The organism is Flavobacterium polysaccharolyticum (assembly GCF_038739875.1).
Taxonomy (GTDB): domain Bacteria; phylum Bacteroidota; class Bacteroidia; order Flavobacteriales; family Flavobacteriaceae; genus Flavobacterium; species Flavobacterium polysaccharolyticum.
The window spans coordinates 100,880-113,731 of the sequence record NZ_JBCGDP010000009.1; the positions used below are offsets into that span (position 1 = coordinate 100,880).

At 34.5% G+C, this 12,852-nt stretch carries 9 protein-coding genes and 1 pseudogene; 1 reads left to right on the forward strand and 9 read right to left on the reverse strand.

Features of this window, described 5'->3' with window-relative positions; all coding sequences use genetic code 11:
• Positions 1 to 7: 7 nt before the first annotated feature.
• Together WFZ86_RS10740 and WFZ86_RS10745 are read right to left on the reverse strand one after the other, a co-directional pair.
• A complete protein-coding gene (locus WFZ86_RS10740) occupies positions 8 to 1,426 on the reverse strand; it encodes a RagB/SusD family nutrient uptake outer membrane protein (protein WP_024981672.1) in 1,419 nt (472 codons plus the stop codon).
• 17 nt (positions 1,427 to 1,443) lie between these two features.
• A complete protein-coding gene (locus WFZ86_RS10745; RefSeq protein WP_024981671.1) occupies positions 1,444 to 4,470 on the reverse strand; it encodes a SusC/RagA family TonB-linked outer membrane protein in 3,027 nt (1,008 codons plus the stop codon).
• 600 nt (positions 4,471 to 5,070) lie between these two features.
• Between WFZ86_RS10745 and WFZ86_RS10750 the strand changes: the two genes are divergently transcribed.
• Entirely contained in the window at positions 5,071 to 5,478 is a 408-nt protein-coding gene (locus WFZ86_RS10750; RefSeq protein WP_342691917.1) for a helix-turn-helix domain-containing protein, read from the forward strand.
• 502 nt (positions 5,479 to 5,980) lie between these two features.
• Here the strand turns inward: WFZ86_RS10750 and WFZ86_RS10755 are convergent.
• The 7 genes and pseudogenes from WFZ86_RS10755 to WFZ86_RS10780 form a co-directional block, all read right to left on the reverse strand.
• Complete coding sequence (locus WFZ86_RS10755) at positions 5,981 to 6,118, reverse strand: hypothetical protein (RefSeq protein WP_244530708.1); 138 nt, start codon at positions 6,116 to 6,118, stop codon at positions 5,981 to 5,983.
• Positions 6,119 to 6,169: 51 nt separating this feature from the next.
• Positions 6,170 to 6,262: pseudogene (locus WFZ86_RS20400) on the reverse strand (DUF3943 domain-containing protein); the annotation flags it as partial.
• Entirely contained in the window at positions 6,241 to 6,849 is a 609-nt protein-coding gene (locus WFZ86_RS10760) for a DUF3943 domain-containing protein (protein WP_051536683.1), read from the reverse strand. The gene WFZ86_RS10760 and the pseudogene WFZ86_RS20400, both read right to left, overlap by 22 nt.
• A 292-nt stretch (positions 6,850 to 7,141) precedes the next feature.
• Positions 7,142 to 9,238, reverse strand: coding sequence for a heavy metal translocating P-type ATPase (locus WFZ86_RS10765; RefSeq protein WP_024981669.1), 2,097 nt, complete (start codon positions 9,236 to 9,238; stop codon positions 7,142 to 7,144).
• A gap of 36 nt (positions 9,239 to 9,274) precedes the next feature.
• Positions 9,275 to 9,742: an MgtC/SapB family protein gene (locus WFZ86_RS10770; RefSeq protein WP_024981668.1), complete on the reverse strand. Its 468-nt coding sequence runs from the start codon at positions 9,740 to 9,742 to the stop codon at positions 9,275 to 9,277.
• Positions 9,743 to 9,752: 10 nt separating this feature from the next.
• On the reverse strand, positions 9,753 to 10,622 hold the full coding sequence (locus tag WFZ86_RS10775; protein WP_342691918.1) for a bestrophin family protein: 870 nt from the start codon (positions 10,620 to 10,622) through the stop codon (positions 9,753 to 9,755).
• Positions 10,623 to 10,683: 61 nt separating this feature from the next.
• Positions 10,684 to 12,645 carry an LTA synthase family protein gene (locus tag WFZ86_RS10780; RefSeq protein ID WP_024981666.1) on the reverse strand — a complete coding sequence of 654 codons (1,962 nt, stop codon included), beginning with the start codon at positions 12,643 to 12,645 and terminating at the stop codon, positions 10,684 to 10,686.
• Positions 12,646 to 12,852: the final 207 nt, after the last annotated feature.

Consider the following 12,852-nt stretch of genomic DNA (forward strand, 5'->3'; position numbering starts at 1 on the left):
AATGATTTTAATATCCCGGGTTTTGTGGATTAAGATTTGGATTGGAATTCAATTCAAGAGCAGGTAATGGCCACAAACTATCAGTAGTATTCCATCCCGGTTTGGATACAGATAGTATTTCGTCCAGTTTTCCAGTTCGTTTTAAATCAAAAAAACGTTGCCCAAATTCAGTAAACAATTCAAAACGCCTCTGATTAAGAATATCGGTTTTAATATCCTCGGCTGTCACAGCATTTGTAGGGTTAAGTCCTGCCGTTGTTCTAATCCGATTTAGATCCTCCTTCGCCCCAATCAGATCGTCCTGATAAACTCTCGCCTCGGCTCGAATCAAATATAGTTCCGCTAAACGAAACACTATGGAATATTCCACTGAACTCGGGGTCGTCGATTGTTGTTTATATTTAGAGGCATGGTACCACGTGGAGACTCCATCAGTTACTTCGGTTGTCCAATGCGTTTTTCTCTGATCACCCTGCTCAAAAGCATTTACAAACTCCGGTTTAAGTCCCACGACCGGTGGTGGACCAGAAGTAAAAATGTACAGACTACCCTCTGCAGTATTACTGTCGGATGTGTTAGGCATAAATTGCCAGATTGTAGTGCGGCTTTCTTTTAGAAAGATTTTATCCAAATCCGTTTCCCAGCTATAGAGTGGATTATTAATCACAGAAGAGGCGGCATTGGATGCTTCAGGATACATTCCCATATACAAATAGACCCTTGCCAAAAGTGCTTTAGCAGTACTTCGGTTGGGAAGAATGCGCTCAGGCGAAACATAATCCTCTGATAGTAATTCAACAGCTTTGTTCAGGTCCATCAGAATTAGGCTGTAGATTTTATCGGCTGGCATTCTGGACACTTTGCTGTTCAGCAGATAATCCGTTGTGGTGATATAAGGAATATCGCCATAGAGATTTAACAGATAAAAATGAAGCAATGCCCTCACAAAGATAGCTTCCCCTTGCAACTGTTTTTTATTGGCTTCGGCAATGGATATGGAATTATCCAATCCTTCAAGAACTGCATTGGCGCTATAAATCTGGCTGTAACTCTTGTTCCAGATATCGTTTACACCTAGTTCACCAGGAAATAGCGAATTGGTATAAAAATTGCTTACGTCATATGCGTAGTAGTAGTCAAATTCATCGGCGTAGAGGCCAAGATTACAGGAAACACCATTTGAATTTCCATTTAACAAGCCGCCATCTCTCATTTTGGCATACAAACCCGCCATTGCGGCATTAGCAGTTCCTGCATCTTCGAACACGGTTTTGGCTGTCAGTTGTGAAGCAGGAAGATCCACTTCCACAAAGCTGTCGCAGCCAGCTAGTGTTAGACATACCGCTATAAGGAAACAACTATTAGCAGTCAATTCTTTAGCACTTTTATGAAGTAGCTTTTTAAAAATAATAAGTATATATATCATGGCTGTATGTATTAAGGTTAAAAAGTAAGCTGTACACCAGCCGTGATTATTCTTAACGGAGGCAGGTAGGCAGTATATTTAAATTCGGGATCACCGCCTTTGTATGGGGTAAATGTTAACACATTCTGTCCCAGCAGTGAGATTTTGCAGTGCACCCCTTTGATGGCCTGTTGTGGCAAGTCATAACTTAGTGCAACATTTTTTAATCGAATAAAAGAGGCATCTACAATGGAGGCATTACTGTCCAGATAATTATAATAGGCATTTACGGCATCCCCATTTTCACCTGATGTATTCATTTGAAAGGGAACTTGATCGCCTGCATGTTGCCATGCATTGGTCATATCCGAATGCTGATTAAAGAAACTTCCTCCAGGAACGCTGGGACTGTAGTCATAATTTTTCTGTTTTACAAATTGAAAAAGAAAATCCAATTGCCAATTTCCATATTGAAACTGGTTTTCTAAACCTCCGAAATATTTTGGAGTGAGATCCTCAATATTTTTTTTGTCTTCCAAAGAAGTAATCATTCCATCTTTATTGATATCTTCCACTTCATAGAGTCCGGTTTGCGGATTGACCCCATTTAACTGATATGTCTTTACAATGCTTGTAGATTCTCCGATAACATAGCGATTAGAATAAGTAGATCCTTCGAGTCCCGGAAAAGAAAGCAGTTTGTTGTGGGAAGCCGAGATATTAAAGTTAGTTGTCCATTTAAAATTGCTACTTTCAAAATTTAAGGTTCGCAGTGTAAATTCCAGACCCATATTTTGGACGGTCGCGTTTAAATTGGCATTAATAGAGCTGAATCCAGTGGTGCCAGGCAAAGGAATTCCCACCAGCTGATTGGACGATCGATTTCGATACCAAGCCAGCGTAAAGAATATGCGATCACTTAGAAGCCCCATTTCCAATGCAGCTTCCAATTTTTTATTGATTTCCCAACTAAAATCCGGATTGTAGAGTCGTGTAGGATCCAAACCGATGGCACCATTATAGTTTAGACCAGAGGATGTATAAGTATCCAAATACTGATAATCCCCTATTTGATCACTGCCTGAACTGCCATAACTCGCTCTAAGCTTTCCAAAACTAAAAACGGTGTTTTCCTTGAGGAAATTTTCCTTCGAGAACAGCCATGCGGCTCCCACAGCTCCAAAAGCGGCAAACTGCTTACCTGGACCAAATCGGCTGGAGCCGTCCCTTCTTCCTGTTATATTCACAATGTATTTTTGATCCCAATTGTAATTGAGCCGCCCAAAAAAGGCTTGGTATTTATACAGCGTTTCATCGCTTACATAAATGGATTTTTGCGTGGCAGAAGCTATATCTGTAATCTGGCTGTTGCTGGCAAAACCATATCCGAACTGGTACAGCCTTGAAGAAGTTTGTTGCTGCGCGGTACCCCCCACCAGTATGTCAATTTTACTGATTCCAAAATCATGGTTCCAGCGAAGCTGTGGTTCCACAATCCATGATTTTCTTTGAGTATTGTTGGAAAACATCGATGAGCGGTTACTTCCCAATCCATAGGCAGGATCATACATCGTCGAAGGCAATAGTCGCTGTTCTGCATTCTTTAAATCCGTTAAGCCTAAGTTAGCCTTGAGTTCCCAACTGGGGGATATTTGATAGCTAAGTACGGTATTGGCAATAAGATCATTTGTTTTTGCAGTGGTGATGGCGCGAAGTGCTGCCAATGGATTTCTAAAGGTACTGTTTTCAAAATTCAGGTTACCGTCGGCATCATATAAAGCGGGGGCATTTGGAGCCAGATTTCGTGCAGTGCGGCTAATATCGGTTTCAGGCTGTAGATTGTCTTGGGCGGTATAGCCTGTTGAAAAAGTGAGTTTAAACTTTTTATCTTCACTCCTATGGTTCATGCTAAAATGAACAGCCGCTTTATCGTACTCAAAATCTCCCGGGAGTACCGTTGTTTCAGTGTGATAGGTACCACTCAACAGGTATTGAGTTAAATCGGAACCACCCGATACGGATGCCTGCATATTGGTGATTACCGCAGTACCGCCCAAAAGTTCCTTCTGCCAATCGGTATTGCGGTTTTGATCCCAGGTTCCATTAATGTCATATGCCCAATCAGGATATGTAGTAACACCATCATTGGCAAAACCCTGTCTTCTCATTTCCAGATACTGCTGGGTATTCATCAGGTCTATCATTTTGGTAACTTTTCCAATTCCTGAGGAGGCAGAAACTGTTACATTAGTTTTCCCTGCCTTGCCTTTTTTGGTAGTAATCAGTACCACGCCATTGGCACCGCGTGAACCGTAGATAGCCGTTGCATCGGCATCTTTTAGAACTTCTATGCTCTCAATATCGTTGGGATTAATACTGTTTAACGGACTGGTGGGTGTAGGTATTCCACTAGTAGTATTGCTGTATCCGATTACTTCCGACGAATACGGCACGCCATCAATAATATACAGTGGTTCATTGCCTTCTTCACGAAGACTGTTGAGTCCTCGTATCTTTATTTGAAACCCACTTCCGGGCGTTCCCGTATCTTGTGTGATATCGACTCCAGCCATACGCCCTTGCATCGTGGCCAATACATTGGTAACGGGCTGTTTCTCGATATCTTTTGCGGTAATTTTAGAAATGCTCCCAGTGCGTTCGCTGTTCTTTACCGAATAATATCCCGCATTAATCTTCACCTCCTGAAGTTTGGTCGTGTTTTCCTGTAAGCTGATGTTGATTGTGGTTCGCCCTTGCACGGAAACCTGTTGTGTTCGGTATCCGATATACGAAAAAACTAAAATGTCTTGTGGTGAGGCAGAAAGGGTATAATGACCATTATAATCTGTTACGGTGGCATTTGGTTTTCCTTTTATAGAAATGCTTACGCCTGCTAAGGGATTGTTACCATCAGTGACAGTTCCTTGAATGTGAAACTGTTGGGTAATTTCTAGATTACGCCGTTCTGAATTGTTGGCTTGTATAGGGGAAAAAGACAAGATGACACCCATTAAAAACAGGAAACAAAAAGTCTTTCCACCCCTGTAAAATGAAAAATTATTCATAATATTGGATTGGTTAAGTGAAACGTTAGTTAATTTAGCTACGGTCCTCTATTCAACCGCCAAGAAGAGTTAGAGGGCCATTTTTTTGTTGTACCGCAATGGCACAAAGTTTTTTTTGTGTTTTTTAATTCATTGGCAATTTTTTAAAGGTTTTTTAAACAGGAAAGCCAACTGCCGTTGCCTGTTGCAGCCAGACGGTGGCAGTGTCTTTCCCAACTAATTCATTAATTAATGGTATTACGAAACTTAAAAAATGAAGCAGTGCTAAGAATTAAAGTTGAGTTTTACCTAAAAAATATAGGCATAAAAAATGGCATGGAACTCAACTTAAACGCTTTCAAGGTACTGGTATACCCTCCACACGAATAAGTGAGCCCACGCCATAGGACGTGAGCATCTTACTTATCATCTCGTGTGTATAAAATTACCAGTTTTTGAAAACGAGATTCAAAGCGAATGCTTCAATATTGTATTTGAAGAATCGCAAAATTACTATTCATAATAGTATTACAAAACAAATATATCGAATTTATTTCACATATCTATATGTATGTGTGAAATATTTTTTTAATCCTTTATTTTCTAAATCAAATTAAGCAGATGATTATAGAAATAATTATATCAGAATTAGATTTTTATTTAATTGAACGAGTTAGAGAATTAAGATTAAAATCTAACTTATCACAAGTGATGTTAGCACATAAACTAGGAGTATCAGAAGGGTATATTGGAAATATTGAAAATCCAAAGCAGACCGCAAAATACAATATTAGAATGCTATCGCGAATAGCAATAGCCTTAGAACTAGACTCTTATCTAGATTTATTTCCTAAAAAACCTTTTTCCAATGATTTGGTTAAAATAAAAATTAATTTATTTGATAAAGGAGAAGTAAAAAAAGACTTACATCAACAGGGTGAGAAAATTGAAAGATTTAAAGAAATATCTATTACACCTCTCTCTGAACAGGAGATACTGGAATATGATAAAAGTAGAGTTAAAAAATAGATTATGAAATGGTATGAAATAATCATATTAATAATAGTAATCCCAATAGGTATATATATTGTAAGTAAGGTTTATAAGTTTAGGAAAAGTTTTAGCATATGGATTAATAAAATAAAGTGAGTTTGTTTTAAAACATTATGTTCTGAACTTATTAGAAATTTTATTTTATTTACTATAGTAGAGTCTGTTCTACTATGTGAATATTATAAAATAACTATTTCAATTTTTTTTTTAAAGGGTTGAAGAAGTTAACAAAAAATTAAAGATAAATGACAAAAAATAGAATTTGATCTTAATTAAATACCACTACTAAAAAGATGCTATAAAAGCATCTTTTTATTTTATAACGAATACTTGTCAAATCGGGAGTATTCGAATTTAGGATACAACATTACGGGAATCACCATTTTATCTTTAAAAGATGGAGTGATATGTAATAATAGAGTTTGTTGAGTTGTGGTTTGTTGGGCTTTACTTGAGAGGAAAGCTTGTTTCAAAAGAATTAAAAGCTAGCTGAAAAGCTAAGTCCTAAAGTAGCACTTTTGGTATATGGATTGAACCCCACTGGAGCCACATTAAGTTGTGTTTTTACCTTTTGTTTGTAACCGAAACTATCCATAATAGTATTAAGTGGATCCATCAATAACAAGGAGGTTTTACCCAGAAATTTTGAATTTAATACTTTGGAATCATTTTTAAGAATACTTTTCTTGGCATAAAAAAAGCCTTCTCCCACTACGGAACCTAAGACAGGTGTGACAATTAAATCTTGTACTGAGGGAATCTCTGCAAAGGCTTCAACCCCATATTCCCAGAAAAAAAAGTTGACATTATAGCGGAATACGCAAAGGATTCTAAGATAGTAAAACCATTACTTCTAGCCGTCATATAATATACACCTCCAAAGTACGGGTGCATTACATAATTTAAAAAGAAATTATCTTCGTCTATAACGGGGCCTGCTTTCACATTCTCTTTCCATTTGGCTGTTATTCCGTTTTTTTTCATTTCTTCCTTATCCCATTTTGTGAAGCTTTCAGGAAGAGACCATAAAATACCATAAGCGACAATAGTTGTACCAAAAACAATAGCAGTATTGTATCCTAATTTTCTATAGTCTTTTGTTGTTGGTGGATATACGAGGGAATCATTAATTTGAAAAGAAGAGTCTAATTGAAATGAATCCTCTTTTTCAAAAGTATAACTTTTAGTTTTGTCATTTTCTAATTTATCGATATTGGAATTAAAAACTAGTAGAGAGTTGTCAAATGAGAATTGGTTGGTGTCAGTATTGCTGATTTGTTGGGCAAATGTTGCAACTCCTATCAATGTAAAAAGTAAGCTGTAAATATTATTCTTTGTTTGAATCATGGGTAATGTAAAAAAATATTTTATTTAATATTGTTATCAGATATATATCTCAGAATTTACGTTCTTTCAGATAGCATAAAAAATAATTTCCTGCTTAAATAGAATTATTTAAGCAGAAAAAAATATTCATATGAATGCTATGTTGACCAACTCAATTAATAAGTTTTGGAACCGTTATACTTCTGATTTCATTTAATTATAGTTAGAATCTCTCTTGTTCTTTGATTCAATTTGCTCCTTCTTGAAATATTGAATACTTTTCGTTGAAAAGAGCATTATTTGAATCGGTTTTTTAAAACTTCATTCTCTGTATTCTGACTGCGTTTAAAATAGCAAGCAACGCTACACCCACATCTGCAAAAACGGCTTCCCACATTGTTGCTAGACCACCAGCCCCAAGAACAAGAACAATTGCTTTTACTGCAAATGCCAGCCCAATGTTTTGATAAACAATTTGTTTTGTTTTTTTTCCAATATTTATAGCTGTGAAAATTTTAGTAGGTTGGTCGTTTTGAATTACAATATCTGCCGTTTCAATAGTTGCATCACTTCCTAAACCACCCATTGCAATTCCGGCATCGGCAAGGGCAACCACTGGCGCATCGTTTACACCATCGCCCACAAAAGCAATTTTTAGGTTTTGTGATTTAAGTTCCTCTACTTTTTCTACTTTGTTTTCAGGTAACAAATCGCCATAGGCTTGATCGATATTTAATTCTTTTGCAACAGCATCTGCAACGGCTTGTTTATCTCCCGAAAGCATTACGGTTTTGATGTTTATTTTATGCAAACTTTCGATAGCTGTTTTTGCATCTTCTTTTATTTCGTCAGCAATTAGAAAGTATCCTGCATATTTTTGATTGATGGCAATAACTATTATTGTAAATGGTGTGTTGTCGATTTCAGCATCGTAACTGATATTGAATTTCTTCATTAATTTTACATTTCCTGCCAATATTTCTTTTCCTTCTACATTACCTTTCAATCCGTGTCCTGCAATTTCTTCGACATCGGTAACTGTTACCTCTTTTTCTGAACCTTTGGCATATTCAATAATAGCAGTTCCTACCGGATGTGTGGATTTGGTTTCTAATGCTGCTGTGAATTTTATTAAATCAGCTTCCGGAATATCAACGGCTACCACTTTTTGAACTTTAAAAACGCCTTTGGTCAGCGTTCCAGTTTTGTCCATAACTACTGTTTGAATAGATGCCATTATATCTAGAAAATTCGAGCCTTTTACTAAAATTCCATTTTTACTTGCTGCACCAATACCTCCAAAATATCCCAAAGGAATAGAAATTACCAGCGCACAAGGACAGGAAATAACCAAGAAAACTAAAGCTCGGTATAACCAATCGTTGAAGATATAATTTTCTATGAATATCATTGGAACTAAACAAATACAGATTGCCAAAAACACAACTATTGGGGTGTATATTTTAGCAAATTTTCGAATAAATAGTTCGGTAGGTGCTTTTTTAGCCGTGGCATCTTGCACCATCTCAAGGATTTTTGACAACTTACTATCAGTGTAAGCCGTTGTCACTTCGACTTGAACAACTGTATTCAGGTTAATCATTCCTGCAAGAACGGTTTCTCCTTTTTGTTTTGTATCTGGTTTGCTTTCTCCTGTTAATGCTGCTGTGTTTAAGGAAGCATTATCTGAAAGTAATTTTCCGTCGAGTGCTAATTTTTCTCCTGGGCGTAATTGGATTATTTCTCCAATGACAATTTCAGCTGCTTTTTTATCAATAGTATTGCCCTCTTTGATAACTGTAGCGGTATCTGGTCTTTGATCCAACAATAATTTGATGTTGTTTTTTGCTCTTTGAACTGCCAGTGTTTGAAATACTTCGCCAACGGCATAAAATAGCATTACGGCAACACCTTCGGGATATTCACCAATAGCGAATGCTCCGATTGTAGCAATACTCATTAATAGGAATTCTGAAAAGATTTCGCCTTTACGTATGCTTTCAAAAGCTTCTTTTATTACCGGAAAACCTACAGGAGCATAAGCTACTACATACCAAGAAATACGCACCCAGCCAGTGAACCAAGTTTGTGGAAAATAATTATCAAAACCAATAGCAATGAGTAATAGCACAAAACTTATAACTGCTGGCAAGAACATTTGAAACGTCGTTTGATTACCGCCTGAATGGTCGTGTCCGTCATCATCCGAATGCTCATCGTGATTGTGCTGGTCCTTTACTATTTTTTTAGCCTTTGTATCATCGTGTTCGTTGCTACAACAGCTTTCTTTTTTAGTTTTCTTTTTTACCTGCTTATCTGCCATTTTATTTATTTTTTCTTCTTGTGAACAGCAAGTCATTTTACCTTGAGCATCATAAGTGTGCTTGTGTTTTGGATCTGTATTTTTCATTTTTTAATCATTTTAAATTAATTAAGAATATTTTATTTAATCATTTTCGTTTTCCTTACCGTGTTTTATTATCATATTTTGCTTCCATTTTATATACCATTTTTGATGGTGTAATGAAAGTAGAAAATACAATGCGCAAGCACCTATTATAGCTATAATAAACATATCTAATCCTACCGCAACACCAACTGCTGATGTACACCATACGGTTGCTGCTGTTGTTAATCCGTGTGATGTTCCTGCAGTAGAATTGCGATAAATAATTCCAGCACCTAGAAAACCAACGCCTGTTACAATATTTGCAATTACTCTTGAAGTATCCGCTGGGTTATTTACCAAATGGGCTGTAATAGCTGTAAACAAAGTTGCGCCAATACATACGGCTGCATACGTTCTTATTCCTGCATCTTGACCGTGTTTTTCTCTATCTAAACCAATAAATCCTCCTAATAAAAAGGAGACAATCAGTTTGGAAACAATAATTAATTCTGCATTTATATCCATAATTTATATATTACATTATATAAAACGATTTTGGCTTTTCTACAATTGGTAAATCTGTATCGCCTATCAATTCTTTAATATTTATTTCTATTGTTATTGCAAGACTTGTCATTGGAATGTCGGTTGTTACATTTTCGAACGGATCTTGTAATATAATTGCCGTTCGTTCTATGGCTATAAATATTATAGGTATCAAAGCTGTTAAAAATATTTCTACTAAAACATATTTATCATCTAACCCAAATGGTAAAAGCGAGGCAAAAACATAAATAAAAAAATGTACCAATAAGCTGTATGATTTTGGAAAAACGGTGTTTTTAATACGTTCGCATTTTTCCATAGAGTCACACAAGCGACTTAAAGTACTGTCAATCTGTATTTGCTTGAAATCGCTAATTTCTAGTTTAGATAGTGCTTCACTATGTTGATTAATTATTGCATTTGGGATGTTGTTTTTTGATAATTTATGTTCTTTAACATAGTCGTATACTTTTTTTGAATACGATAATTTTCGCAACGATTCTCCTAAAACATAACACCAAATTATTTGACGGTACGCAAAATCCTGCACAATTTTAGTGTCTTTTTCTGGTAAAAATTGCTTTACTTGACGTATTAAAGTTCTTGAATCGTTTACTATTGCACCCCAAATTATTCTTGCTTCCCACCATCTTTCATAAGCTTGGGCTGTTCTAAAAGCCAGTAATAATGATAATGCAGTTCCGATTATGGCACTCATAGCAATTGGTATTTCTATTTTTGACAGAAAACCGTACTGGTCAGCAATTCCTACTACTATAGCATAGATTAGAATGGCAGTTATGTCAAATTTTATTTGTTTCAAAAATGTGAATATTGATATTCTTTTATTTAATAGCATAAATTAATTTTTTAATTATTTAGACAAAATCCATCTAGAACAAAAACATAATCATTTATAATTAATTACTTTGTTTCATCTTACCATTTTTGAATCGTTCACTCGCAGTTTGGTAATAAGAAACAGTTAATTTTTCTAAATCAATTAAATTTTTATTTTCTATTTTTTTCATTATTTTCTTTTCTGCATCCCATATATAATTATTTACTTTTTTTCGGTCATTTATTTCTGTAAAATATTTATTCTTTAATAATCCTAATGTTCTATAATTTCCAATTAAAGCTCTTTCTTCATTAGGTTTCATTATATTAATATCTTTGCCATAAAGTTCTGTTTGATAATTCCAATTCAAATATCCAAATACTGTTGGCATTAGGTCAATTTGCGATACAAGTTTATTGATTTTTTGTTTTTGATTATTCAAATTGTAAATCATTGCTGGAATATGATGATTTTCAATATTTATTTCCCATTTACCAGCACTATTGGCACAATGGTCAGCAACAATTACAAAAATTGTATTTGAAAACCAAGGTTTTGTTTTCACTTTTTTGATATATTGTCCTAAAGCAAAATCAGTATATTTTACTGCACTTTCTCTACTTCCTTGTACCATATTTATTCTTCCATTAGGAAATGAATAGGGTTTATGGTTAGATGTTGTCATTATAAATTGAAAAAAAGGTTTGTTTTTTTTTGAATTTATATTGGCATATTTTATAGATTGAGTATAACTATCTTCATCACAAATTCCCCAAGCATTTTCAAATGTTACTTCGTTGTCTTCTATTGCAAATCGTTTTGTTTTAATATTATCAGATAGCGGATTTCCTCTGTTTCTATCTATTATATTAAACCCTTGACCGCCAAAAAAAGTGTTCATATTATCAAAATAGCCATCGCCTCCATATATAAAACTTAAATCATAATTTTTCTTTTTTAATATCGTAGCTATTGAAAATATACTTTCATTATTTGGTCTTCTTACAATACTGTTTCCTGGTGTTGGTGGAACGCAGAGTGTGAGTGCTTCCATACCTCGAACAGTTCTTGTACCTGTAGCATACATATTAGTAAAGAATATGCTGTTTTTTGCTAATGCTTCATAATTAGGTGTTAGATTTTGTTGGTTTCCAAATTGTTTTAAAAAATCGGCACTAAAACTTTCAATAGCAATTAAAACTATGTTAGGGGCTTGTTCTTTTGAGCCACTTACGTTTCTTGTAATCGCATCTTTTTCTTGATTTGTAAATTCTTGATTGTTTTGAAGCAATTCCTTTTTTACTATTTTATATGCTTCTTTGTTAGGCAATGTTTTATAAAATGTTGTATAATCTAACTCGTTTGAATGCAATGCTGAAAAAAAAGAGAAAACACCATTTTTGCTTAATTCATTTTCATAATTATTGATACTCCATTCTGCAAGTTTATTTTTTGCAAAAAAAGCGAAAAGTAATGTTACTAGTAATAAAGGTAAAACATTAAAAAGCCTTTCTTTAAATTTTGGTTTTTCTGTGAATGTTTCCCTAAAAACATTTTTCTTCTTATAAATGACATATATAATGAAGATTAAAGTAAATAGAACCAAAATTATTAATGGGATTGGATAGGATTGATTTATATTTTCAAAAACTTCATAAGTATATATTAAATAATCAACAGCAATAAAGTTAAACCTTGTATTGAATTCCTCCCAAAATGGAAATTCCGCAACAAAAGAAAAAATACTAATGAATAGTAAAATACCCATTAAAAAATAAGTAATTACCTTATCAAGTATGCTACCGACAAGTTTTGAAGGTAAAGCAAGTAGATATGAATAATAAATTGTAGAAAAAAACAAAGCTACTGATAGGTCAAAGAAAAATCCTAAACTGAAAATTTTGATAATTGAAATAAGAGAAAAATCAATATCATCAAATGATAAAGCATAAAGGGAAATTCTTATCCCGAAAGAAATCAGAACATAAGTTGATATAAATGAATATAGTAATGAAAATCGTTTGTTAAATATATTTTTCATTTTTTTAAATTGTATTTTTAGTTATGAGAATCCAGAGACCATTTCTCCTTCATCTTTTATTAAAAGAAATATACTTCCTAAAAGCATTGCCTAATCGATTCTACTGCCTTGAAATAGTTTTTAAAATCATCAATGATACTGGCAGTTTGGGATAGGTTTAAGTTTTTTAAAGACTTCATTGCAGATGTTGGGTATTTCTTTCGTTTT

What these genes read in the sequence shown, in the direction of transcription:
- WFZ86_RS10750 (WP_342691917.1), top strand. Translation starts at nt 5,071, where the DNA reads ATGATTATAGAAATAATTATATCAGAATTAGATTTTTATTTAATTGAA.
- WFZ86_RS10775 (WP_342691918.1), bottom strand. Translation starts at nt 10,622, where the DNA reads ATGCTATTAAATAAAAGAATATCAATATTCACATTTTTGAAACAAATA.
- WFZ86_RS10760 (WP_051536683.1), bottom strand. Translation starts at nt 6,849, where the DNA reads ATGATTCAAACAAAGAATAATATTTACAGCTTACTTTTTACATTGATA.
- WFZ86_RS10755 (WP_244530708.1), bottom strand. Translation starts at nt 6,118, where the DNA reads ATGGATCCACTTAATACTATTATGGATAGTTTCGGTTACAAACAAAAG.
- WFZ86_RS10780 (WP_024981666.1), bottom strand. Translation starts at nt 12,645, where the DNA reads ATGAAAAATATATTTAACAAACGATTTTCATTACTATATTCATTTATA.
- WFZ86_RS10770 (WP_024981668.1), bottom strand. Translation starts at nt 9,742, where the DNA reads ATGGATATAAATGCAGAATTAATTATTGTTTCCAAACTGATTGTCTCC.
- WFZ86_RS10745 (WP_024981671.1), bottom strand. Translation starts at nt 4,470, where the DNA reads ATGAATAATTTTTCATTTTACAGGGGTGGAAAGACTTTTTGTTTCCTG.
- WFZ86_RS10765 (WP_024981669.1), bottom strand. Translation starts at nt 9,238, where the DNA reads ATGAAAAATACAGATCCAAAACACAAGCACACTTATGATGCTCAAGGT.
- WFZ86_RS10740 (WP_024981672.1), bottom strand. Translation starts at nt 1,426, where the DNA reads ATGATATATATACTTATTATTTTTAAAAAGCTACTTCATAAAAGTGCT.